This window comes from Methanomicrobiales archaeon, from assembly GCA_030019205.1.
Lineage (GTDB): Archaea > Halobacteriota > Methanomicrobia > Methanomicrobiales > JACTUA01 > JASEFH01.
Map to the genome: position 1 here is coordinate 283,056 of JASEFH010000001.1, position 23,365 is coordinate 306,420.

The 23,365-nt window shown below is 63.0% G+C and carries 27 protein-coding genes and 2 tRNA genes; 4 read left to right on the forward strand and 25 right to left on the reverse strand.

What is annotated here, in order from left to right:
• Window positions 1-93: 93 nt before the first annotated feature.
• The gene (locus QMC96_01330) at window positions 94-1,572 is read right to left on the reverse strand and encodes a class I SAM-dependent methyltransferase (protein MDI6875395.1); all 1,479 of its coding nucleotides are present in this window, start codon (window positions 1,570-1,572) and stop codon (window positions 94-96) included.
• Window positions 1,573-1,759: 187 nt separating this feature from the next.
• On the opposite strand from QMC96_01330, the gene QMC96_01335 reads away from it, so the two are divergent.
• From QMC96_01335 to QMC96_01350, 4 genes are all read left to right on the forward strand, one after another.
• Window positions 1,760-2,026: a hypothetical protein gene (locus QMC96_01335; protein MDI6875396.1), complete on the forward strand. Its 267-nt coding sequence runs from the start codon at window positions 1,760-1,762 to the stop codon at window positions 2,024-2,026.
• Window positions 2,027-2,467: 441 nt separating this feature from the next.
• The gene (locus QMC96_01340; GenBank protein ID MDI6875397.1) at window positions 2,468-3,091 is read left to right on the forward strand and encodes a DUF11 domain-containing protein; all 624 of its coding nucleotides are present in this window, start codon (window positions 2,468-2,470) and stop codon (window positions 3,089-3,091) included.
• 21 nt (window positions 3,092-3,112) lie between these two features.
• The gene (locus QMC96_01345) at window positions 3,113-4,690 is read left to right on the forward strand and encodes a DUF11 domain-containing protein (GenBank protein MDI6875398.1); all 1,578 of its coding nucleotides are present in this window, start codon (window positions 3,113-3,115) and stop codon (window positions 4,688-4,690) included.
• 839 nt (window positions 4,691-5,529) lie between these two features.
• Window positions 5,530-6,156: a tetratricopeptide repeat protein gene (locus tag QMC96_01350; GenBank protein MDI6875399.1), complete on the forward strand. Its 627-nt coding sequence runs from the start codon at window positions 5,530-5,532 to the stop codon at window positions 6,154-6,156.
• A gap of 143 nt (window positions 6,157-6,299) precedes the next feature.
• Here the strand turns inward: QMC96_01350 and QMC96_01355 are convergent, their stop codons facing one another.
• The 24 genes from QMC96_01355 to QMC96_01470 all read right to left on the reverse strand — a co-directional run.
• Complete coding sequence (locus QMC96_01355) at window positions 6,300-6,674, reverse strand: hypothetical protein (protein ID MDI6875400.1); 375 nt, start codon at window positions 6,672-6,674, stop codon at window positions 6,300-6,302.
• A gap of 160 nt (window positions 6,675-6,834) precedes the next feature.
• Window positions 6,835-8,517 carry a glutamate--tRNA ligase gene (locus QMC96_01360; GenBank protein ID MDI6875401.1) on the reverse strand — a complete coding sequence of 561 codons (1,683 nt, stop codon included), beginning with the start codon at window positions 8,515-8,517 and terminating at the stop codon, window positions 6,835-6,837.
• A 1-nt stretch (window position 8,518) separates the two neighbouring features.
• Window positions 8,519-9,481, reverse strand: coding sequence for a polyprenyl synthetase family protein (locus QMC96_01365; protein ID MDI6875402.1), 963 nt, complete (start codon window positions 9,479-9,481; stop codon window positions 8,519-8,521).
• 10 nt (window positions 9,482-9,491) lie between these two features.
• Entirely contained in the window at window positions 9,492-10,832 is a 1,341-nt protein-coding gene (locus tag QMC96_01370; protein MDI6875403.1) for an RNase J family beta-CASP ribonuclease, read from the reverse strand.
• Window positions 10,822-11,892: a type 2 isopentenyl-diphosphate Delta-isomerase gene (gene fni, locus QMC96_01375; GenBank protein ID MDI6875404.1), complete on the reverse strand. Its 1,071-nt coding sequence runs from the start codon at window positions 11,890-11,892 to the stop codon at window positions 10,822-10,824. The genes QMC96_01370 and fni overlap by 11 nt, the downstream gene beginning before the upstream one ends.
• A 1-nt stretch (window position 11,893) precedes the next feature.
• Window positions 11,894-12,655: an isopentenyl phosphate kinase gene (locus QMC96_01380; GenBank protein ID MDI6875405.1), complete on the reverse strand. Its 762-nt coding sequence runs from the start codon at window positions 12,653-12,655 to the stop codon at window positions 11,894-11,896.
• Window positions 12,648-13,517, reverse strand: a complete 870-nt coding sequence (mvk, locus tag QMC96_01385; GenBank protein ID MDI6875406.1) for a mevalonate kinase — start codon at window positions 13,515-13,517, stop codon at window positions 12,648-12,650. The genes QMC96_01380 and mvk overlap by 8 nt, the downstream gene beginning before the upstream one ends.
• Before the next feature lie 13 nt (window positions 13,518-13,530).
• Window positions 13,531-14,319, reverse strand: coding sequence for an AmmeMemoRadiSam system protein B (gene amrB, locus QMC96_01390; protein MDI6875407.1), 789 nt, complete (start codon window positions 14,317-14,319; stop codon window positions 13,531-13,533).
• A 13-nt stretch (window positions 14,320-14,332) separates the two neighbouring features.
• Window positions 14,333-14,941, reverse strand: a complete 609-nt coding sequence (rpsB, locus tag QMC96_01395; GenBank protein ID MDI6875408.1) for a 30S ribosomal protein S2 — start codon at window positions 14,939-14,941, stop codon at window positions 14,333-14,335.
• On the reverse strand, window positions 14,938-16,128 hold the full coding sequence (gene eno / locus QMC96_01400) for a phosphopyruvate hydratase (GenBank protein ID MDI6875409.1): 1,191 nt from the start codon (window positions 16,126-16,128) through the stop codon (window positions 14,938-14,940). The genes rpsB and eno overlap by 4 nt, the downstream gene beginning before the upstream one ends.
• Complete coding sequence (locus tag QMC96_01405) at window positions 16,125-16,304, reverse strand: DNA-directed RNA polymerase subunit K (GenBank protein ID MDI6875410.1); 180 nt, start codon at window positions 16,302-16,304, stop codon at window positions 16,125-16,127. Before QMC96_01405 ends, eno begins: the two co-directional genes overlap by 4 nt.
• Window positions 16,305-16,331: 27 nt before the next feature.
• Window positions 16,332-16,406: transfer RNA gene (locus QMC96_01410), tRNA-Pro, on the reverse strand.
• Window positions 16,407-16,595, reverse strand: coding sequence for a DNA-directed RNA polymerase subunit N (locus QMC96_01415; GenBank protein MDI6875411.1), 189 nt, complete (start codon window positions 16,593-16,595; stop codon window positions 16,407-16,409).
• Window positions 16,596-16,626: 31 nt separating this feature from the next.
• On the reverse strand, window positions 16,627-17,028 hold the full coding sequence (locus tag QMC96_01420; GenBank protein MDI6875412.1) for a 30S ribosomal protein S9: 402 nt from the start codon (window positions 17,026-17,028) through the stop codon (window positions 16,627-16,629).
• Window positions 17,029-17,040: 12 nt separating this feature from the next.
• Window positions 17,041-17,463, reverse strand: coding sequence for a 50S ribosomal protein L13 (locus QMC96_01425; GenBank protein ID MDI6875413.1), 423 nt, complete (start codon window positions 17,461-17,463; stop codon window positions 17,041-17,043).
• 4 nt (window positions 17,464-17,467) lie between these two features.
• Complete coding sequence (locus QMC96_01430; GenBank protein MDI6875414.1) at window positions 17,468-17,833, reverse strand: 50S ribosomal protein L18e; 366 nt, start codon at window positions 17,831-17,833, stop codon at window positions 17,468-17,470.
• Window positions 17,826-18,656, reverse strand: a complete 831-nt coding sequence (locus tag QMC96_01435; GenBank protein ID MDI6875415.1) for a DNA-directed RNA polymerase subunit D — start codon at window positions 18,654-18,656, stop codon at window positions 17,826-17,828. Before QMC96_01435 ends, QMC96_01430 begins: the two co-directional genes overlap by 8 nt.
• Window positions 18,656-19,048, reverse strand: a complete 393-nt coding sequence (locus QMC96_01440; protein ID MDI6875416.1) for a 30S ribosomal protein S11 — start codon at window positions 19,046-19,048, stop codon at window positions 18,656-18,658. Before QMC96_01440 ends, QMC96_01435 begins: the two co-directional genes overlap by 1 nt.
• A 6-nt stretch (window positions 19,049-19,054) precedes the next feature.
• Window positions 19,055-19,600, reverse strand: a complete 546-nt coding sequence (locus QMC96_01445) for a 30S ribosomal protein S4 (protein ID MDI6875417.1) — start codon at window positions 19,598-19,600, stop codon at window positions 19,055-19,057.
• Between the two features lie 13 nt (window positions 19,601-19,613).
• Window positions 19,614-20,072, reverse strand: a complete 459-nt coding sequence (locus QMC96_01450) for a 30S ribosomal protein S13 (protein MDI6875418.1) — start codon at window positions 20,070-20,072, stop codon at window positions 19,614-19,616.
• Between the two features lie 34 nt (window positions 20,073-20,106).
• Window positions 20,107-20,191: transfer RNA gene (locus QMC96_01455), tRNA-Ser, on the reverse strand.
• 103 nt (window positions 20,192-20,294) lie between these two features.
• Window positions 20,295-21,263 (reverse strand): deoxyhypusine synthase, encoded by a 969-nt coding sequence (locus QMC96_01460; protein MDI6875419.1) that lies wholly within the window; start codon window positions 21,261-21,263, stop codon window positions 20,295-20,297.
• A 495-nt stretch (window positions 21,264-21,758) separates the two neighbouring features.
• Complete coding sequence (locus tag QMC96_01465; protein MDI6875420.1) at window positions 21,759-23,012, reverse strand: OFA family MFS transporter; 1,254 nt, start codon at window positions 23,010-23,012, stop codon at window positions 21,759-21,761.
• A 45-nt stretch (window positions 23,013-23,057) separates the two neighbouring features.
• On the reverse strand, window positions 23,058-23,365 hold a 308-nt coding region (locus QMC96_01470), incomplete at its 5' end, for an acetyl-coenzyme A synthetase (protein ID MDI6875421.1).

Below are 23,365 nucleotides of genomic sequence, written 5' to 3' on the forward strand. Positions count from 1 at the left end.
GTGGAGTCTGTGTCGATCGGCGCCTCCGGTATGAGGGGTTGCGCCTCCGCCGGATATGGTCTCTTCTGCGGTTCAGGCACGACCGGGAGGGCATCACCCGGATGCCGAGAGCACCCTTGTATTCCGATCCACGAGCAGGTTGTAGGCATCGTGCCGGGGATTGTAGCGGACGAGCACGTTGTGGATCTCGACGATCTCCCCGTAGCGGCTTTCCCGCAGTGCGGCATTCTCCCCTGTCTCGTGGTATCGCGGAAGGATTGCGTACACGGATTTCCCGACTGTCCCGTCGCAGACCTTGTAGACGTGGTGCTCTGCATCTCCGAGGTCGGAGGACATGACTGCGACGACCACGCTGATGCGGCGTCTCAGGTGCTGCGAGAGCTTCGAGAGCCGGGTAAATCTGGCGTCGGGCGGTGCGCGATACACCTCCCGCGTAAGGCGATCCTTCCGGAGAAGGGCATAGGAGTACTTGATGTCGGTGTTGATGTAGCGGTGGGGCTCGTCGGTTCCTGCGACTGCGAGCATCAGCCGCGTGGGGCGAATGCTCTCTTTCTCCGCGAAGGACCAGCAGGTGATGGGATGGCAGCGGGTGCCCCACAGGAACGTGCAGGGCGCGTACATGAACAGCCCGCGATCCAGAAGAGCGGCAACCATCCTTCGCATCTCCGTGGCGTTCACCAGATCCGCCGGTTCGACGATCACGACCGTGCCGTCGTGCGCCAGATTCTCCGAATACCGCATCACGACCTCCGCACGCTGTTCGGGTGAGGCCTTCAGCTCGTTCAGCACCATCGAGAAGACCAGCATGTCCGGGCGCCCGGGTATCTCCTGGAGGGTGACCATGTCCGCATGCTGCGGCGGTTCGATGCGGAGCCCGGGGACGTCCTTCCCGAACTCCGGCACCAGGTAGCGGTAGGCTTCGAGATTCTCCTCGAATCTGTCGATCGCGAATATGTGCGCCTCTCCCCTGCCGAGGGTTTTCAGGAAACCTGCGATGGCGAGGGGCACAACGCCCGCCCCCGTCCCGACGTCCAGGATTCGCATCCGGGTTTTTAACAGGCCTTCTTCGGCCATCTGGAGGAGTATATGCTGGAACTGCGTGTAGTAGACCGGGGCGTGGTAGACCAGATAGCCGAAGACGCTGTAGCCCTTGCGGTAGGTGATCCCCTTGTCCTCCTTCCAGTACTCCGACTTCTGCGCCACGATCGCCCGGCGGATCCGCTCCAGCACCACGGGATCCGTAAGGGGTTTCCCCACCTTCTTCTCGATGTACTGCTGGATCCGATCCTGGAGCTCATCGGGAAACCGTCTGGCTCCCAGGGCTGCCCGGATGCGGCGGTGCTCCTCTTCCGAGAGCCGCAGGGTGTCGGCGATCCCGATGCGCTCCAGCGAGTAGTCGTCGCCGATCTTTTCCGAAGTGAGGCGGAGCTCGGCGAGGTGGGGGGCTATCCGTCGGTGGAGGGCTTCTGTTGGGATCTCTTCGGAGAGGTACGGGCGGATCTCGGAGAGGCGGAATCCGCACTTCATGGACGCGACGTACTTCAGTACCGAGAGGATCTCCCGATCTTCCATACCGGTACAGAGGTGGGGGGTTCACCGTATAATCTTATGGCACCGGCGTGAGCGTCGTATCTGCGACGGGGATGGATACTCGCCACTTTCACCCCGTCTGCCTGTCTCTTTATTCTCCTTGCACCCGTATGCGTGGTACTCCCCCGGGGTTCGGAGGAACCCGTGGTGCGGGAAGAGGAGGTCGACGATGCAGAGGGAGACCCTGCAACTGGGCGTGAGTACGACGGCGGAGCGGTGGATGCGGGTGCGGCGGGCGATGCGGAAAGAGGATCAGATCTATGCAGTCAGGCTGGTGGAGATGATGCAGCGGCACTCAAGGGAAGGTTTCTGCGCATTCGACGACCCGCTGGAAGCCGCCCTGTTCGCCGTTCTCGTGGAGCTGGTAAAGGAGGTGGACAGGCAGCGGGATCGCGGGCAGCAGAGGGAGGCGGATTGTGGTCGGGAATGCGGATAGCGGCGGGCGATACGGTCAAAGGCTGCGTTCTGCGGAGGTCTCAAGAGTTTGGCGCCTCCGCCTCGGCCGCCGTGCGCGGGGTCAGGATCGGAGGCGTTGCATCCGTTCCGCAGGGGGAGGGGGATTCGCAGTCGTGCGTGAGAATTGGCAACCTTTTACTATCGGTATGACAGGATTCTGCCAATAGTGCCGTATTGAGTAATAATATCATTTAAGTAACAATTTTGCACATTATCGCATGACCGGGCTCCCTATAAAAAGTCTGTTCATGTGCATTCCATCAAAGCATCGCCGATTCGCGATATCGGAGAATAATTTTAAATATTAAAAGATGATATTCGCAGCCGCATACCAGAGCGCGATGCATTTCGGCAGAGGAGCCATGGTGTGCAGGCTGGTACTTACGCTATGGACAAGCGGATACACCGGGTAACCCTCATAATGGCAATTCTAACGATAATGGCATCGGCGACCACTGCTGTCAGTGCGCTGGCGGACCTCGGCTTCACGCAGACGGCGGACCCGACCACGACGGTCGTCGGGGAGGCTGTCGCCTGGAGGGCCACGATCACGAATTACGGCCCGGATACGGCGACCGGGATCGTGGTCCGGTGCGACCACACCGGGATGGGCGGGGGCACAAAAACCAGCAACATCCAGGTAACGGCGGGGCGGTACAGCAGCCCCAACTGGACCATCCCTTCCCTGGCGAGCGGCCAGAGCGCCGACCTGACCTGGGACACAGTCTACACCCGGGTCGGGCAGAGCACGCACGGGATGAACATCATCGCATCCGCACCTGCCGATCCCGATCCGACCAATAACGGTGCGTATACCACCGTGACGATCTTCGCAGCAACCACACCGACTCCTGCGCCGACACCTCCCCCCACTCCGACACCGACACCCGCACCAACGCCGGCACTCACCCCGACGCCTTCTCCCGCTCCGACACCGACGCCGGCAGCCACGCCCACTCCCGACCCTGCCCCGACACCTACTCCGACGCCCGCTCTCACGCCAATACCGACGCCAAATCCGACTCCCGCACCAACCCCGACGTAAACACCCATTCCAACGCAGACCATCGCACCCGCTCCAACCCCCACTCCCTCCCCGACGCCCACGCCCACTCCAACGCCGCCTCCCACACCCGCTGCAACACCGACACCGGAGCCGGTCCTCTATGCGGATCTCTCACTCGCCGCCACGGTGTCCACCGCAACGGCCCGTGTCGGGGATCCGGTGGTGTGGGAGGTTACCGTGTCGAACAATGGGCCGGACACGGCGTCCGCCGTCCAGATCACGGAGGATCTGTCCGGGCTTCCCGGCGCCACCTACAGTGCGGTTGGGGTCAGCGGGGGTACCCGGGAGAACACTCTCTGGACGGTCCCGAGTCTTCGCAGGGGCGAGAGCGCCACATGGACCTTCATGACCGCGTTTGCGGATGCCGGGGAGAAGGTGAACCGTGCCGCCATCACGGCATCGATATCCACGGATCCCGATCCCGACAACAACGCAGCGACGGCTTCCGTCACGGTCGAGGCGTATACCCCGACCGCAGATCTCGGGATCACTGTGGCCGCGGCTGCCGCTGAAGCCTTCGTCGGGGATCCCGTCGCCTGGACGATCACGCTGACCAATGCCGGACCGGAAATGGCGACCGGCGTGGTGGTCCGCGTTGATGCCGCCAGTATACCGGATGCGACGATTGTATCCGCTGCGCCGGACAGCGGCTCGTTCCTCGATCAGGTCTGGACGATCCCGGAGCTGGATGCCGCCCAGAGCGCGACGCTCTCCCTGAGTACGAACTTCACCTCCGCAGGCAGCAGGACGAACCGCGTCCGGATCGACTCCGCCTCGCCGGCCGATGAGGAGAGCAGCGATAATGCAGCAGAGGCGACCGTGAACATCGTGAACCGACCGCCGCCTCCGGCGGTCGGTCCGGTACCCGCCACTGTCGGGATCCTGCCCGGGATCCTGGATGTGAACAATGCCACCTTCAATGTCTCGATCCGCCTGCCAGAGGGATACAGCGCACGCGGAATAGATCTCTCTTCCATCGAGTGTGGAGGCGCGAAGGCGACTTACGGTGATATCTCGTCGGATAACGCCACATACATTGCCCGCTTTTTCCAGCGAAAACTTACCGGCATCTCTCCGGGGGATGCGGTGAGACTCACTGTGAGCGGGCGGGTGGACACCGGAGACGCCTGGGCAGACTTTATGGGAAATGATACCGTCAGAGTCACCGCTGCCAGCACCGGCGGAGGCTCCAGTGGAAGTTCGGGGAGTTCCGGCAGTCCTGGTGGATCTTCCGGGGGATCGGGCGGCGGCTCGGGCGGATCCGCGGGGTTATCGCGCCCGACAGGCGGTTCGGGCAATGGTGGGTTCGGCGGGCTCTCCGCATCGAAGACTGCTGCCACTCCCGCGCCCATTCCGATCCAGCCAAGGGTCATCCCCTCCTCCACCCCGGTGTCCGCACCTGCGGGCGGTATGGTTCTGGCAGCGGCTCCTGTCGAACCGGAAGGCCTGACGGGTGATGCGGGCATCCCGGCAGAATCTGCGACGGCAGGAACGGCGACCCCGAATCCCCCGGACATCCTTCAGCGGATCACCGCGGCCTTCCTCGGATTCCTCCGCGCCATCTTCGGATGGCCCTGAATATCCACGCTTTTCGAACTCCCGCCGCTGCATATTCGCAACCGTCGAGCCGAGCGATTGTGAGTTCTCCCAATTCCTTGTGCGAGAAGGCAAATCCCGGGAGGGAACGGACGGCACCGGGATGCAGTATCGCCATTCCTGACGCGGAATCAACGTCCACGGAGCATCATTCCACCACGGATCTCGACGGGGTGAGAGTGCTGAGGCGCGCACATGTCCCCCTGAGAACTCCTGCCCGGAAGGGGCGATAGGGACCGGAAGGGAAGAGGAAGCGGGGGGTTATCTGCCTTTCCCGCGTGAGTCGACAAGATACACCGCCAGCAGCCCTGGAGTCTATCGGAGGTGGGGCAGGGATGGGTCTGCTCCGCCCTCCAAAAGAGCAGCGGCGGATCAGGTCGGAAGCCCCTGCTGATTGAAGGAGGCACTCGAGATTGCGGGCCCTGGTCGAGGGATCGTACTCCCCATGCGGGGCGGAGCCGGTGGGGGAGAAGATCCCACTGCTGCGGCGGGGCATGGTCAGGGGTGGCGAAGACCGGTGCGGTGCAGCAAAGGGTTTCGGACCGAAACGGGGACACCTTGCGGCTGGTGGAAAAGCCCCTGTATCCCGGGTGCCGCAGAGCCGCGCCGGACTCACCGGTGATCAGGGCGCTTAACCAGTCCCGAATCCGATGAATTCTCTCCTTCCGCGCTTGAGGGAGCGCAGCTCCCCGGGCTGCTCCGCCGCACGGGGTGACGAAGCGTGCCGGAAACTCCCATTTTTCTCCTTCCCGGAAACTGCCGGTGCACCCCGGTGACCGGCACCGGTAGAATTATTAGGGGTGGATGCCTTTACATCGACGATGGCAACCGATCCGGCAATTGCCCGAGCGTGGTACGACAGAGGCAACTTCTTCAGCAGCCAGGGACGGTTCAGCGATGCAGTCGCCTGCTTCGACGCGGCGCTCGCGCTGGATCCGGAGAATGCCCCCGCTCTGAAGAGAAAAGGATTCGCGCTCCTCAAACTGGAGCGGTACGAAGAGGCTGCGGAGACCTATCGCAGGGCGATCGCGATCGATCCCGGGGATGCAGCCGCATGGCAGCGGCGATGCTATGCGCTGGCCCGGCTGGATCGCCTCGATGAGGCGGCGGAGTGCTGCGATCGGGCCCTCCTTCTCGACCCGTCGTACTGCACCGCCCTGCACAGCAAGGGATGGATCCTCTGCAAGCTGAACCGCCACCGCGAGGCAATCGCCTGCTACGAGGCCATCCTGCGGATCGATCCCGATCGGGATTCGGCGATCCTTGCGCGCGAACAGGTGCTCGGACAGACGGCTCTCGATCAGCTGCAGGACTTCGTGAAGGTGGCGGAGAGGGATATCGAGATTCCGGAGGTGGTATACTCCGTACTGCAGAAGAGGGACTACCGGGAGATCGGGCAGGCATGGGAGGCTCTCCGCCGGATCCTGCAGGAAGGCCGGAGAGCGTGAGCGCCCGTGCCCCGCAGATGCCCGCATTCCGGGGAGCAGCGCCGCGACCTCGGTGGATCGGGGGAGCGTTTCGGAGCGGTGCAGGCGCACGCGAGCGGGATCTCGGCCGGAACCAATCGGAGGAAAAGAGTATTTAGGGGATCTCAACTCGATATGCCGGTATCGTATCGGTTCTGGGATGCGGGAGCGCAGCAGACACGCTGGAACAGCGCGACCGCGTCGGTGTACTCGGCCATCTTCCGCACGGCATCCTGCAACTGCCGGTTCAGCGAGTCCACCTGCTGCCGGGTGAGGTATCGTTTGCTGTAGCCCTGCCGCAGAGTCTCCCCCACGACCTGGCAGTTGTAGAACGACTTCTCCAGGATCTTCGTGGCGTCGAAGAGGACGAACTGGGGGATGCGTCCCCCTCCCGACATCAGATCTTTCAGGTGCTGGAGATCGTCGTCCACGTCGTTCAGGATCCGGATGATCAGGGATACGTATCTCTGCGTGTCTGATTCGAATGCGTTATATGCCATATGCTCGTCTCAGTTAATGCTGAATACAGAAAAGTACAAATACTTTCTTTTTATCGCTGCGGGAGTTCCGGCTCGTATAATCGCTGATCGGGAAAAATATCGGGTATATCCGGGTGCATCCCGTACCCGCCGGACATCAGGGGCGGGGATGCCGGACCGTTCAGCGGTGCGTGTAGTACGCCTGGACGCCCTCCTCGTTCAGAGCGTCGATGCGGGCGAACCCGACACGCTCGAACTGAACGATGCGCCCTATCTGTTCGGCGACAGCGGGCTCGCAGAAGCCCGTTACGTCCCCCTCGGGGCGGTGGAGGACGCAGGGCATGCGCTCGCCGACGGGCAGCCACTGGACGACAGGCAGCTTCCTCTTCCGCGCCTCTTCGAGGGAGTTGCCCGCATAGACGAGCGCGTGCCCCGCGTCGGCGCTCTCGACGGCGACGTTGAAGAGGTCCTTCAGCCGCAGGCAAGGCCATCGCAGTTCCTCCTTCGGCAGCACGACGCGGTCCCGGAACCGGAGCGCCCGAACACCCCGATCGGGATCTCCCGGGTGCAGGAGAGGCCGTGCGATCTGCTCGGGGGCGCCTGCCACCTCCACCTCGACGGGATCGGGGACGAAGAAGTAGCGATTGGCGACAGGGTCCACGATACTGCGGTTATGGGCGTAGAGGTTGTCCCAGGAGAAGGAGATATCCGTCTCGCCGATTCCGATCTCGAGGATGGAGCGGCGGACCGCCTCCGGGGCGATTCCGCGCTTCGCGATCGCGCGGAGCGTGCCGAGACGGACATCGTCCCATCCGCTGAACCTACCTGCCGCGATCCCCGCCCGCATCTCCGAAGTGGAGAGGACCACTCCCTCGATGCCCATGCGGCCGTAATGGCGGTAGATGGGCGGTGTCCAGCCGAAATAATCGAAGATAAACCGCTGCCGCACCGTGTTCGCGATATGGTCCTTTCCGCGGATCACGTGGGTGATGCCTAGCAGGTGATCGTCCACCGCGACGGAGAAGTTCATCAGCGGGAAGACCCGTGCATCCACCCGGGGGTGGGGTGGTGAACCGACGATGCGGAACGCGGAGAAGTCCCGCATGGCCGGGTCCGGATGCTCCAGGTCGGTCTTCACGCGCATCGTGACCGCGCCTTCGTAGTACTCCCCTGCGAGCATCGCCTCCCAGAGTTCAAGGTTCTTCTCGGTGTCGTTCACGCGGCAGGGGCAGGTCTTTCTGGCAAGCTTCAGCATGCGGAACTCCTCCGCCTCGCAGGTGCAGATGTACGCCCCCCCGAGTGCGATCAGCTTCTCTGCATACTCGTAGTAGATCTCAAGGCGATCGCTCTGGTAGACGATATCGTCGATCCCGATCCCAAGCCAGTCGATATCCTCCTGAACCGTACGGTACGCATCCGGGTCCACCCTGCGCGGATCGGTATCCTCGATCCGGAGGATGTATCTCCCGCCATATTTCTGGATGTAGGCGTCATTCAGGATCGCCGCCCGAGCGTGCCCCAGGTGGAGCGGTCCGCTGGGGTTGGGGGCGAACCGCATCACCACGCCCTTCTCCGCGCCCTCCAGGGGCGGCAGGGCCCTCTCTTCCGCATGACGCTCCGAAAGCTCGTCGATCAGGTTCGGTGCGAGCGCTCTCAGGCGGGAGATCCTATCCTCCGGGGTGAGGGCGCTCACCTCCGCGATCACCGCATCCACCACGTTCCGCAGCTCGCGGGCGGAAGCGCGGTACTCAGGATGTTCGCCCAGCAACTTCCCCAGCACGGTCCCGCCCTTGGGCACGTCCCCGTACTTCACGGCATTCTGGAGAGCATAGACGTACAGGAGAGTCCGCGGTTCCATGGCCATATCAGTAACCTCTGCTGATGAAGAAGTCCACGATATCGGTCAGCAGCTTCCGTTCTTCCGAAAAGGGGAGGACGGACAGGGCGGATTTTGCAGCATCCGCCCTCTCGAGAGCGGTCGCCCGCACATCGCCGATCACTCCCGCCACCTGCAACTGGTGCACGAGGCGGTCCATCTCCTCGTCGGAGAGCCTTTTCCGGAACTGCGCGAGGTCGAATCCCCTCTCCCGGGCCCGGATGGTGATCAGCGTCTGCTTCCCTTCCCGGAGATCGGATCCCCTGTCCTTGCCGATCCTCTCCGAGTGCTCCATGAGATCGATCAGATCGTCCTGGATCTGGAACGCGATACCGGCCGAGAGGCCGTAGGAGTAGAGCGCATCCACCTGGACGGCCGTACCGCCGGCGAGCATGCCTCCGATGGCAGCAGCAGCTGCGTAGAGTGCCCCGGTCTTCTTCTGCACCATCTCCAGGTACTCCCCGACCTCGACATCCTCCCGCTTCTCGAAGGACATGTCCATGTGCTGCCCTTCGCAGATCAGCGCGCACGTCCGCGCGAGCATGGCGATCGCCTTCACCCGAGACCTGTCGTCCGTGATGGCGCGGCAGAGGAACTCGAACGCATTCGCATAGAGCACATCGCCGGCGAGGATCGCCGTCGGTTCGTCCCAGCAGGTGTGCACCGTGGGGACCCCGCGCCGTTCAACGTCCCCGTCCATGATGTCGTCGTGAATCAGGGTGAAGGTGTGGATCAGCTCCAGCGCCAGCGCCGCCGGGATCAGATCGTCCGATCTGCCGTGATTCACCGCGTCTGCCGACAGCAGGACAACCGCCGGCCGAAGGCGCTTGCCGCCCGCGAGCAGAAGGTGCGAGCTGGCCTTGTAGAGCTCTCCATATGCGCTTCCATAGTGGCGGTGGAGCGCCAGATCCACCTTCTCCGCCGTCTTTTCCAGATACTCCAGCAGATCCATTCTTCCCCTCTCATTTATGGACGATTACTTTTTGACCGTTCCGCATGATGTGCAGGTCGTCGTGCAGGGTATACCCCACCTCTTCTGCCAGCTGCGCATAGGCTCCCGTGAGGTCCAGTCCTCCGTGGGACGGGATCACGTGCTGCGGATTCAGGAGGTGCAGCATCTCGTAGTGGTCCTCGCGGTAGGCGTGTCCGCTCACATGGAGATCCTCGAATATCCTTGCGCCCCGCATGCGCAGCCGCGCTTCGACGAGGTATCTCTGGCCGTAGTTCATCGGGTTGGGGATCACCTTGGCGGAGAAGAGGATCTTGTCGCCCTTCTCCACCTTGTACGGGGTGTCGTCCATCACGATCCTTGTCAAGATGGACCCCGGTTCCCCCTGGTGGCCGGTGACGATGGGCACGAACCGATCCTTGCCCGCCTTCATGATCCGGCGGAGCGTTCTGTCAACCGTGCGGCGGTTCCCGAACATGGAGAGACTCTCGGGGAATCCCACCAGTTTCATCTGCTCGGCCGTCGCAGAGTAGCGCTCCATGGAGCGCCCGAGGAGGATGGGTTTTCTCCCGATCTCGTGGGCGCACTCTGCAATTGTCTTCACCCGCGAGATATGCGACGAGAACGTGCTGACGATGATCGCATTCTTGTCGTCCTCGTAGCTCGTGATCGTGTCCCGCACCAGATCCCGTGCGATCCGCTCGCTCGGGCACCTTCCCTTCTGCATCACGTTGGTGGATTCCGTAATGAATGCAACCACGCCCTCCTTTCCTATCTGCCGCAGGCGGGCGAAATCGGGAGGATCGCCGATGACCGGCGTCCGATCCAGCTTGAAGTCGTTCGCGTAGACCACGGCGCCGTGCGGAGTGTGCAGAACTGCCGTCACGGTCTCGATGATGCTGTGCTGCATCCGCACGAACTCCAGAACCAGGTTCTGCGAGAGGGTGTACTTCTGCCCCGTCCGCAGCGCGAAGAGTTTGTTGTTCACGCCGAACTTCTGCTCGCCGGCGATCTGCTGCCGAATCAACTCGATCGTATAGGGTGTCCCGATGATGGGTGCGTTGTAGCGATGAGCCAGCTTGGGGATCGCCCCGATGTGGTCCAGATGCCCGTGGGTGCAGACGATCGCTTTTACCGTCCCCTCCACGGTGTTCATCATGGTATCGTCGGGGATCGCCTTCATCTGGATCAGGTCGAGGGAGTGCATATTCTCGACCTCGGCCTCCTCGTGGATCATGATCTGATCCAGGCGGAGCCCCATATCGAACACCACGATCTCTTTCCCGCAGCGGACGGCGGTCATATTCCTTCCGACTTCCTCATAGCCGCCCACTGCCACGATTTCAATATCCATGCGTTACCTCTTGTATCCTATTGCGGTGAAGCATCTCCCGGCTCGCGCCGGTGATGTGCACCCGTACTCGTTTCAGATCCTTCAGCGTCCGTGATCCGGTCAGGAACATGGCGATCCGAATCTGCTCCCGGATGGAATCTATCGCGCTGAAGAGATCCGCTTCTCCGGCCAGGGCCGGTTTTAAGAGGGGCAATGCCATCCCGCCGAGATCTGCCCCGAGAGCAATGCCCTTTGCGATGTCGAGACCGCTTCGAACACCCCCACTGACGATGACGCCGGCTCTGTCGGTCGCTGCCTCGCAGAGGCTCACAACTGTGGGGATTCCCCAGGAGCGGAAGGCTGTCCCGATGGCGGCACGGCGGGGATCCGTCTGCCGGTAGCCTTCGACTGCCGCCCACGAGGTTCCGCCCCATCCTGCGACATCGATGGCCTGCACACCGGCCCCGAGCAGCCTGCGGGCGACATCCCGCGAGATCCCGCATCCTGTCTCCTTGACAATCACGGGGCAACGGAGCTCGGCAGCGAGGTCCGCAAGCGCCTGGAGGCATCCGCGGGCATCGTGATCCCCTTCCGGCTGGATCGCTTCCTGGAGAAAGTTCAGGTGGATCGCGATCGCATCCGCATCGATCATCTCGATCGCCCGTTCCGCCCACTCGATGCCGTGATCGCGGAGCTGGACGATGCCGAGATTGGCGCACAGGAACGCATGGGGTGCCGCATCGCGCACCACCGTGAAGCTGTCCTCGAGATCGGGATTCTCCAGCGCGGCACGCTGGGAGCCCACGCCCATGCCGATGCCGAAGCGCTCCGCCGCTGCCGCGAGCCGCCGGTTCACCTCGCGGGTATCGGGATGCCCGCCCGTCATGGCTGCGATGAACAGCGGGAACGCCATCTTCGCTCCGAGAAAGCGAAGGGCGGTGTCAATCCCGGCTAGATCGCATTCCGGCAGCGCGTTATGCTCCAGCCGGACGTCCCCAAAGCCGCTCTCTCCCTGCTCCACCGCCTCCTCGCAGCAGATGCGGAGGTGGTCCCGTTTCCTCGAGGATGTATGTCCCTCCATGCTAACTCCTGATACTCACCACCGTGCCGCCATGGTCCGTACCGCTCAGGAAGTCCCCAATTCTTGCGGCATGGAAGATGTGCGAATCCACGCCGTCTTCTGCGAGCCGAAGCAGCTCCTGCACCTTTCCTCTCATACCGCCGGTCACGTCTATATGGGATGAATTCCCGATCGGCAGCGACTTCGCCGTCGCTGGTCCGATCTTTGGGATCACCCGGCCGCCGTCGAGCACCCCGGCAACATCGGTGGCGACGCCCACCCGCGTTGCGCCCAGTGCCCGGGCGACATATGCCAGGAGCTGATCGCCCGAGACGATCGTCGCTCCCCTCTCGATATCCATCACCACGTCCCCGTGGAGCACGGGCACGATTCCCCGTGCCAGCATGATGCGGATGGGCTCGACGGCAAACGAGTCCAGCCGCCCGTTCCTGGCCACGGATCCGCTCAGCGCATGTATTCCGACGGCCTCGATGCCCGCCGAGCGGAGGCAGGCAACCACACCGGCGTTCAGGCGGGCGACCGAGCGATGCGTCTGGTAGACGCCGGCGGTGTTCTCCGGATCGAGACCGCGCTCGACGATGCCGAAGCGTTTTGCCTCCGGATGTCCGCAGGAGCCGGCTCCATGGATGATGAGGAGCCCCGGGTGCATGTGGGCAGCAATGGCGCGGGATATCGCTGCCAGGCTCTCCTCGTCGATGCGGCAGTCCCCGCCTTTGTGGGTGACGACGCTGCCCCCCAGCTTCAGCAGCACAACTTCATCCATCTTTCTCTCGTCTGGCGCCTTCGATGTCGATGGTGGTGACGATCGCCTGCGCATCGCAGGCCTCGATGGCTCCCGCAACCCGGTTCTTCAGCCGCCCCGGGCAGAGCGCGACCATGCATCCTCCCCCGCCGGCACCGGTCACCTTCGCCCCGTGCGCTCCGGCTGCCCGCGCGGCCAGCACGAGCCGTGAGAGTTGCGGATGTCCGACGCCCAGGGCCTCCAGGAGCGCATGGTTGATGTCCATGCACCTCCCCATCTCGCGGGGATGGGAGAGGGTATGCAGGGCTGCCATGGTGACCGCCCCGATGGAGTCCAATAGCGGCTCGACGATCTCCGGATACTTGTTCTTCAGCATGCCGACCTTCTCCACCATTGCAGCCGTATTGTGCGAGATCCGGGAGTTGCCCACTACCAGCGGCAGGTTTTGGGGAGGCAATCTCCTCTTCCCGGACTCTGTGATCAGTACGATCCCGCCGAAGGAGGATACATAGGTATCCGTCGGACTCGCCCGCCCCTTCTGGACCTTCTTCTCGATGGTGAATGCGATATCCGCGAGTTTCTCGCGGCTGTAGCCGAACCCGAACTCCTCGTTGATGGCGGAGAGCGTGGCAACGGTCACGGCTGCGGACGACCCGAGACCCGACGAGCTCGGGAGCTGCGATCGGACGTAGACGCTGCCCCGAACCCCCATCTCCCGGAAGCACTCCTCGATGTAGGGAGAATTGATCCGCGAGGGTCGGCGGGTTTTTCTGACCGTCACGAAGACCCGGGATCGAATCGCCATCGCGATGCCAGGCCTGCCATACACGACCGCGTGCTCGCCGAACAGGAATACCTTGCCCGGCGCACTCCACGTTGCCACCCGGAACCTCCGCCTATACCACTGCTATCGCCGCATATCCCACTACGGATGCGAAATCCCCGGTCACATCGCCGCTCGTCGCATACTTCAGGAGGTCTGCGCGGGTGGCGCCCAGCTCCCGGGCGACCGTGCACATGGCCGCAATGGGACCGTAGCCGCAGGCGGTCACCTCCCTTATCGAGATCCGCTCGTAGAACGCCGGGATATCCAGCGTCTTCAGGGCATCGATCGCGTAGAGATCGTTTCTCTTCGCTGTTTCGTGCGGGACGTAGTGGGAGAAGTCGCTGGACGCCACGATCCGGACGTCACGCTCCGTCTGCCGGATACCCTGCAGGATATCCTCCGCCACACCAAGGGCGCTCTCCAGATCCTGGTCCCCCATCATGATCGGCGCGATGCGCGCCCGGGGGAAGCGGTACTTGATGAACGGCATCTGCGTCTCGAGCGAGTGCTCCTGGCGGTGCGAGACTTCGTCCACGCCGATCCCGATCGCCTCCACGAGCTCCCTGTCGATATCGACGATTCCGAGGGGCGTCTCCCAGGGGATGGCGGAGGCGCTGCTCAGGTAGCCGCGGTGGCTGGGGCCGATGACCACGAAGGTGCCGCCGAAATCGGGCCGCAGCGCACGGAACGCGCAGCCGGCAACCTCTCCCGAGTAGACATAGCCCGCGTGCGGGGCGACGATGCCCCGGGCGTCTATCCCCGGCTCCCCCCCGGCAAAGAACCGGGCCAGGAGCTGCTCCAGGTGCCGGGGCTCCCCGGGGTAGAACATGCCTGCCACGCTGCTTGGCCGCGTCTTCAAAGGTCTGCCCCCCTTACATCTCGGTCTCGAAGTCCTCCAGCGTGAGAGAGGTGGAAACGCCGCGCAGGTGCAGCATCTCCTTTGTCAGGAGGTAGTATACCATGCTGAGCGCCTTCCTGCCCTTGTTGTTGGTGGGGATCACCAGATCGATGTTCGCGGTCATATTGTTCGTATCGCAGAGCGCCACGACGGGAATACCGATCTGCAGCGCCTCCGTGACCGCCTGCGCATCGCTGATCGGGTCGGTGACCACCAGCACATCCGGTTCCGTGTAGTGGGGGAGATTCTGGTTGGTGAGCGTGCCGGGTATGAACCGCCCGGTGATCGCCATCGCACCGATCGTCTCCGCGAACTTCCGCGCCGGGTACTGCCCGTACTGGCGGGACGTGACCACGAGGATCCGCGGAGGCTCGAACTGGGAGAGGAACTTCGCAGCCGTCTTTATTCGATGATCCGTCTCGCGTATATCCAGGATATAGAGTCCATCCCCGCGAACGCGGTAGATGAACTTCTTCATGTCCTTGCTCTTCTGCTGGGTGCCGATGTGCACGCCCGCAGCCAGGTACTCCTCGACCGGGACAAGGGGCTCAGTCAATTCTATCTCGATCTCATTTCCATTCATCGCATCAGCTCCTCAATCCGTATTAATTCGTTCAGTTTTGCAATCCTCTCCCCTCCGACAACCCCGGTCTTGATGAATATGCAGTTGAACGCGGTCGCCAGGTGGGCGATGGTGTCGTCTGTCGTCTCGCCGGAACGGTGGCTCATCACGGTCTCCATGCCGTGCGTCTGCGCCAGGCGCACGGCTTCGAACGTGTCGGACAGCGTCCCCACCTGATTGGGCTTGATGAGAACGCAGTCTCCTGCCCCGTGCTCGATGCCGGTGGTGATCCGCTCCACATTTGTGACGAAGAGGTCGTCGCCGCAGATCAGGCACTGCTCGTTCACCTGCGCGGTCAGATCCGCGAACCCCTCGAAGTCGTCTTCGTGAAGGGGGTCTTCGACGTAGATGAGGTTGTAGCGGTCCACCAGATCGGCGATGTAGGCGATCTGGTCGTCGCGGGAGCGCACGACATTGCGGTAGCGGTACGCGCCATCCTCGAAGAACTGGCTGGCAGCGACGTCCACACCGATGCTGATGTTCAGCATCAGCGCATCGGAGACTGCCGCAGCGGCTTCGGAGACGATCTCGAATGCCTGGATGTCGTCGATCTTCGGCGCCCATCCGCCTTCGTCGCCCTTGCCGGCCGCGATGCCCTGCGCCTTCAGGAGTTCCCCGATCTTGCGGTGAACGGCGGCGTTGGCAAAGATCGCCTCGGATGCATCGGCTGCACCGCTCGGCACCACCAGGAACTCCTGGATCTCGGTGGCATTCTCCGCGTGCGCGCCGCCGCCGAGCACGTTTCCGAGGGGAAGCGGAGTCGCACCGACAAACGCACCGCCCAGGTAGGAGAAGAGCGGCAGATCCAGGCTCGCAGCAGCGGCTTTGGCAGCGGCAAGCGAGAGGGCGACGGCAATGTTGGCCCCCATGGTGGAGAAATCGGCGCTCCCGTCGATCTCCCGGAGCGTCTTGTCGAATCCGACCTGGTCCCGTACATCGAGCCCGAGAAGGGACGGAACGAGACGCCTGCTGGCCTCCTCGACCGCCTCCTTCGCCGGCCGCGCCCGGGCCTCGTACCTGCCCGTACTGGCTCCGCTGGGGCTTGCCGCACGTCCGAATCCCTCGTCCGTCCAGATATCCGCCTCGACCGTGGGGTTGCCCCGGCTGTCCAGAATCGTTCTCAGGGTGATATGCTCAACGATGCTCATCGGATTCCCACCTTCCTCTTCACAGTGATGGGTATAACGTTATGGTTGAACTCTTCCAGGGCGATGTCGAGAGGATCGATCTTGGTGGTGGTGATCAGGACGGGCGCGCCCATCGAGATCTGAAGAGCGCGAGCCCCGATAATTCTGGCTCGTTCATATCGAGTGTACTGTTCCATCCTCTTCCTCGAGAATTTGTATGGATATGGGGTCGCTGAGATTCGAACTCAGGTCACAGCATCCCGAACGCCATAGGATAGTCCAGGCTACCCCACGACCCCTCACTGGTATGGGCTGAGATCCTCCACAATCTCCTTGTGCGTCAGCAGCATACGCCTGCAGCAGTAGCGAGAAAGACCGAGATCGTCGAGGATCTTACCCGGATCCTCGCCGGCATCCCTGCGCTGCCTGAACTCCTCCCATACGGTGGATATGACTTTGCCGCAGGTAAAACATCGCACGGGTATCATAATAATTTACCTCTGCGCGTATTCAATCTTTTCATCGGTATGACTTCTGGAACTTGTCCCGAGCCCCGCGTCCGTGCGGTTTCTTCGGTTCCTTCTGCCTCGAATCGTTCACGAGCAGTGTGCGATCGTAGGCTAGGTATACGTCCTTAATCGCCGGATCGCTGTGCCACTTCACGATGCCGCGTGCGAGCGCCGTTCGGGCGGCTTCGGCCTGACCCATCACTCCCCCGCCCCGGATATCGATGCTGACATCGACATCGTTCAGGGCATTCGGGACGAGCATGAGCGGCTCTGAGATCTTCATCCGCATCAGTTCCGTTCCGTATACCTCCAGGGGAACGGAGTTGATGCGGATGGCGCCTTTGCCGGGCTTGAATGTCGCGCGTGCAATTGCGGTCTTTCTCTTCCCGCTTGTATTGATGATCTTTGCCATGGTATCGCATCCTCAGTATTTTGCACCCAGGAATGTGCTGACGTCTCCGAGCGTCGTGTAGCGCGGACGGGAGAGCCGGCTCATGTGCGCTTCGGGCGGGCGTTCCATCTCCGCACCGGCGAACTCCGCGGGCACACCCACGTAGACCTTCACCCTCTTCAGGGCTTCGCTGCCGCGCTCCCGCTTGTAGGGGAGCATGCCCCGTATGGTGCGCTTCAGGATGTGATCCGGCCTCCGGGGGAAGAACGGCCCCCCTTCCACCGATCCGCGCTGCCGCTTGCGGTAGTAGATGGCCCATACCGTCTCGCGGCTGCCGGAGACGACCGCTTTTTCCGCGTTCACGATGGCGATCTCTTCGCCGGCGAGGGAACGCTTTGCCGCAATGCTGGCAAGTCTCCCGAGCACCATGCCGTCTGCATCCAGGACTGTCACCATATCCTCACCTCAGGATCCTCACTCTGCACCCTTTGGGGTTCTTCATGAGCAGCTGCTCGATTGTGATGCAGCTCCCCTTCGCCGCTGCGATCTTGGCGGCCGCCTGCTTGGAGAAGTTCAGCGCCGCCACCTCGACAGGACGGTCGATCGCACCGGAACCGAGCACCTTTCCCGGGACGAGGAGCGTCTCTCCGTCGTTTGCGTAGCGGTTGATCTTGCTCAGGTTCACTTCGGCGTGGTTCCTGGTTGGAGAATCCAGCCTTTTGGCGATCTCGCGCCATATCTGGGCCTCGTTGGTCCGCGACGCCTCTCTCAGGGTCGAGACCAGGTTCAGAATGCGTGGATTTGTCTTTCCAGTAGGTTTACTCATTTTGAGTCCCTCCATACACCTCTTGCAGGACGGTCCCCGTTGCGTTTGCCTTGTCCCGGGTGTGCATGAGTGCACGGCGGAGGATCTCCCGAACCGGGATCGACCCGTCGCTCTCCACAATGAAGATGTACCGCGTCTCGTCCGCGGAGACGTGGATGGCAGGTTCGTCGCCGATCGCACCGGAGAGGCAGATCTGCTCACAGAGTCTGCAGAGCGAGCACTCCTGCGGGTTCCCCACCTCCACCTTCCGGGAGGACCCGATCCGGAGAACGCCTCTTGGGCACTCCTCCACGCACATGCCGCAGGCGTCGCAGCGCTCGTCGATACGGATGATAGGGTACATCTTGTAGCCGCAGGCAACCGTGGGTTGCCATTTCGCATGTTCTCTCCCGACATTCACGACTGCCCGCGCCTCGAGCACGAGTTTCTGGCCCTCGTCCAGCTCCACGATGGGGACGTTCGCTTCTGCGGGCGCCGCGCGGGGATCCGCCGGGATCAGATCGCGCGAACGGACGATTCCAGGACCTTCCGCCGAGAGGGTGTAGGTGACCGTGCACGCCGGACAGCCGGCCCCCTCGCAGGCGCATTCGCTCTGGGAAACGTAGCTCGAGAGGTCAGTCTTGAGCGGAATCAGTCCGAGTCTGTGCGCGATCATCTCGTCGAAGAGAACGCTGGTGTTGTCGTAGATGTGCACATCCTCGATGGCTAGGGTGGGCACCTCGCCGATCATGGTCCGCCGGAGCGTGTTGGCGAAGGGCGGAGACGCTCCGCTCAGAACGAAGAGTGCGTTTCTCTCATCCTGCTCCACGAAAACGATCTCCATCACACTCTCCGTCCTCTCTTGCCGCCCTTGGTGCGGATGCTGTCGTGCGGCACCGGTGTCACGTCCTCGATCCGCCCGATGCGCATGCCGGCGCGCGCCAGGGCGCGTATCGCAGCCTGAGCGCCGGGACCCGGGCTCCGCTGCTTTCCTCTTCCCGGCGCACGCACCTTCACGTGCACGCCGACGATGCCCTTCTCCATCGCTGCCTGCGCCACGTTCGTCGCCATCTGCATGGCGGCATAGGGGGAGCTCTCGTTCCGGTCCTGCTTGACGACCATCCCGCCGCTGCTCTTGGTCACTGTCTCGGCGCCGGTGAGGTCGGTGATCGTGACGATGGTGTTGTTGAACGAGGCGAATATGTGCGCTATGCCCCACTTCTCCTTCTCGGCCACTTCAGATCACCGCCCGACCTTGCTGATCCGCGCTCTCTCGGGGTGCATGTCCGTCTGGAGCGGAGACTGCGGGTAATAACCGATGCGGTCCTCGTCCCTCCGCTCCACGCGGTACCCGGGGATGGTCACCCTTCTGCCGCCGACGGCAATGTGTCCGTGCGTGACGAACTGCCGCGCCTGCTTGGGCGAGCGGGCCAGACCTCGCCTGTAGACCATCGTCTGAAGGCGGCGCTCCAGCTCCTGCTCCACCTTGAGTGCGAGCACGTCGTCGATGTCGGCGTTGGGGCCAAGGAGTCCCATACGCTGGAGGTGCCCGATCAGCTCCGCCCTCTTGGTCTCGATCTTTTTCGCGTCCGTACTGGTGGACATCAGCGCGAGCAGTTCCCGCGCTGCCCGCCTGTACCGCCGCAGGGTGCTCTGCGCCTTCCAGAGCTCGCGCTTGTTCCGAAGGCCGTACTCGATGACCAGGCGCGCCTCCTCCTCGATCCGTGCCTTCTCGAAAGGCCGCTTGGGCGTATCGTACTGTTTATGAGATTTTCCCGGATATCCCATCAGATCACCACGTCTAATCCTTCTTCCTCTTCACGCCGACGGTGGCACCGGTCCTCCCCGTCGATTTGGTGCGCTGTCCGCGGACCTTCTGCCCGGTCTCGTGGCGGATCCCGCGGTAGCTGCGGATCTTCCGCATGCGGTTGACATCTTCGTCGACGGCGAGCTGTACCTCCGTCGCGAAGAGGTGCCTGGTTTCGCCCGTATAGATGTCCTTTGGCCGATTCATCATCCATTCCGGCACGGAGACCGCATAGTTCTCGACCGCCTGACGGATGCGCTCGACCTTGCTCTCGTCGAGTTTCCCCATTATGGCATGCGGATCGACATCTGCTATCTGCGCGATGGTCACGGCAGTATGCCGCCCTATACCGGCGATTCTCGTCAATGCCGTCTGCACGGATTTCGTCCCGTCGAGATCCGTGTTCCTGACGCGAACGAAGTACTTTATCTCCTCTTCCTGTGGTTCTGCCATCGGTTGTCCCCCTAGAGTGCGACCCGTTCGGGAGCGTTGAGGGAGGGATTTGAACCCTCGAGTCCCAAAGGGACACAGGTTTAGCAAACCTGCGCCATACCTGGCTTGGCTACCTCAACACGCAATTTCGCATCTGTGTAGACACTCGCAACGGAGTACTTCCGCTGCTCCATGAATTGTGCTTTATTATATGGGGCGGATCCTTTTATAATGATTGTGGTGTCAGGAGGGCGCCCTTCCTGCCCGTTGTTCGCCGCGCCCGATGAGTGCGGAGGTGACGAGCGGGAGGGCGATGGTGGCGTCCACGAAACACTGGACCCGGGGGGATGCGGGGGCTTCTTTGCCCCAACTGACCGCCTCGTCGAAGGTGCACCCGGAGAGACCACCGAAGTGCGGCGCATCCGTCGTGTACTGGATGGCGTATGCATGCCCCCCCTGTTCGTGCTCGTGGATCGAGGCGATGACCTGCGTCTGCTGGATGAAGTTCTTGGGGACGCCGCCTCCGATGTAGACCACGCCGGTCCTTCCCGCATCCTCGACGATGCGGGTGATCTCGTCGGTGTCGGCAATCTGGTCCACGTCCACGTCGACGCCCCGGCGGCGTGCGATCACGAGGCCGATGCCGATGGAAGAGTCGGCAAGAGCCGGTACGAAGATGGGGACCCTGCACCGCGTGGCGGCAGAGACGAGCGAGTCCGCATCGGGCTTCTCCCTCCGTACCTGTTCGCCCAGCAGTTCCAGGAATCGGCGCGAAGAGCCGCGGAACGGGGCGATCCCCCGCGCGAAGTCGGCGATGAATCGGTCCACGTCGCGGAACTCCTCTTCGTATGCGAATACGTCGTATATGCGATCGATTCCCTGCCGGTAGAGAGCGAGATCGTCTGCCAGATGGTGGCCGAGGTAGTGGCGAACACCGAGGTGTTCGCTCACGTCGTGGAAGATGTTGGCGCCCGTGGATACGATCACGTCCACGTAGCGGCGTTCGACAAGTTCGATGAGACAGCGTTGCATCCCGGCCGGTATCATCGCCCCCGAGAGCCCGAGGAGGATGGTGCAGTGCGGGTCCCGGATCATCTGGGACCAGATCTCCACCGACTCCCCGAGCTTCCTCCCCTGGAACCCCGTCTGGCTCATGCTGTGGAGGAGTTCGGCTACGCTGTCTGTGGGCACTACGGCATGGCGTGGCTTCATGTCCGCTCTCCCTCGTTCCTCCGGGTATATAGGCGTTCGATATTGATAAGGGAAATGGCTTGCACTCCCCCGATATCCGACCGCAGCCGCATCGGGGGAGGCGCGGCACGGAGTCATGGCCGCGGGCATGCTCCTGAAACAGGTCCTCTCCCCGAGGGCGAGCGGTCCGCGGGGAGGTGGCGGTCTATGCGCTCCCGGGGGGAGAGGAGGGGAGAAGTACCCCCCTCTCATGGGCACCGCACGCGGGGTGGGGGGCATCTCCCCGGCCCCTCAACCCCCTCCTCACTCTGGCACAATAGGCCCGGTCGAGCGGGTATTCTCTTCGCACCAGCACGGATGCGAGGCTCCCGCACGGGAGGTGGGACGGGGAAGGGGCACGCGTCCTTTCCTCCTTGGATGGGATGGGGCACGATGGGGGGGGCGGGGATCGGTGCTGCTCCCGATCCGGAGCGGTGTCTCGCCTGGATGCTGTGCAGCGGCCCTGATCCCGCGATTTCAGACTGCTCTCCCTGCGGGCGGACGCATCAGGGCGTACGCGACGGCGAATCCGAGCCCTGCCAGAGCCGCCACGTAGGGGAACACCCCCATATAGGTCCCGGAACTCGTCCGGATGAATCCTGCAAGCATCGGTCCCGCGATGGCGCCGGCGCCGTAGGCGAGGAAGACAACGCCGTAGCAGCGGGGATAGTCGCACGTTCCGAAGAAGGTCGCGGTCGCGGTTGGCGCGATCGCGAGCCACCCCCCGAGTGCGCCCCAGAGGATGGCGAACGCGACGATGTACACCGCCACCGTCGGGATCCGCCACATCGCGAGCGAGGCTGCGGCGATCAGCACGAACGAGAGCATGGCCGAGGTCCGGGGATTCAGGCGATCCGTGAGCGCACCGAAGAACGGTCTGCCTCCCCCGTTGAAGATGGCGAAGAAGCCGACCAGGACGGTGGCGAGTGCGGGCTCCACTGCCACGATCTCGGTGCCGACGGGTTTGGATATCCCGATGGCCATGAGACCGGCAAGGCAGCCGATAAAGAAGCAGAACCAAAGTCCGTAGAATGCGGGTGTCCGCAGCATCTCGCTGCGGTTGCACTCGCACACCGGAACCGATCCTGTTCCGGGTGCGGGAGGAACCCATCCTGCCGGTCTCCATCCCGCCGGCGGGAAGGAGAGCGGGAGTGCCAGCGCCACGAGCAGGAGGATGAACGCGATGCCAAAGAGGCGGAACGTCGTCGGCACGTCGTAGGCGGCGATCAGGAATCCGGCAATATTGGCCGTGATGAAGGCGGAGAAGCCGAAACCGAGCAGCGTGAGACCGACGGCGATGCCGCGGCGGTCAGGGAACCACCGGGCCGCCACGGCGACGGGCACGCCATAGGCGATGCCGACACCGGCTCCTCCGACCACGCCGTAGACGACGTAGAGCATCTCGACGGAGGTGGCGAGGGAAGCGAGCAGCCAGCCCGCTCCTGTCAGCACCCCGCCGACTATCGTCATCCGCCGCGGCCCGAGCGTCTCGATGAACCTCCCCGACAGCGGCATGGTGATGGCGAAGAATGCCAGAAAGACGGAGTACGGCAGGAGAACCTCGGCGGACGTCACTGCCTTCCCCAGCGTCTCCGTGAAATAGGCCGTGAGCGGCGTCACAAAGACGCTCCAGGCGTAGATGCTCCCGAGGATGAGGTTGATGACGAGCCCGATCGCCACGAGCAGCCACCGCCCCTTCTCCGCCGGCATGCCCAGAATGCGCGTCTCCATAGGCTGGATCCCCCTACCTTTCTCCCATCGCGGAGGTATCGACCATCACTCTTCCAGTGTCGATACATCCCCGAGGGGTATGCCGAGTTCCTTTGCCTTCAGGACCCGCCGCATGATCTTGCCGGACCGCGTCTTGGGGAGCCTCTCCACGAACTCGATCTCGGAGGGCATGGCGATCGGCCCGAGCGTCATCCGCACGTGGTAGTTCAGATCCGCGGTGAGCTTCTCGGACGGTTTGTGGCCCTGCATGAGGATGACAAAGGCCTTGATGCGGTTCCCCTTCACCGGATCCGGCAGACCGATGACGGCGGCCTCCGCCACCGCCTGGTGGGAGACGAGGGCGCTCTCCACCT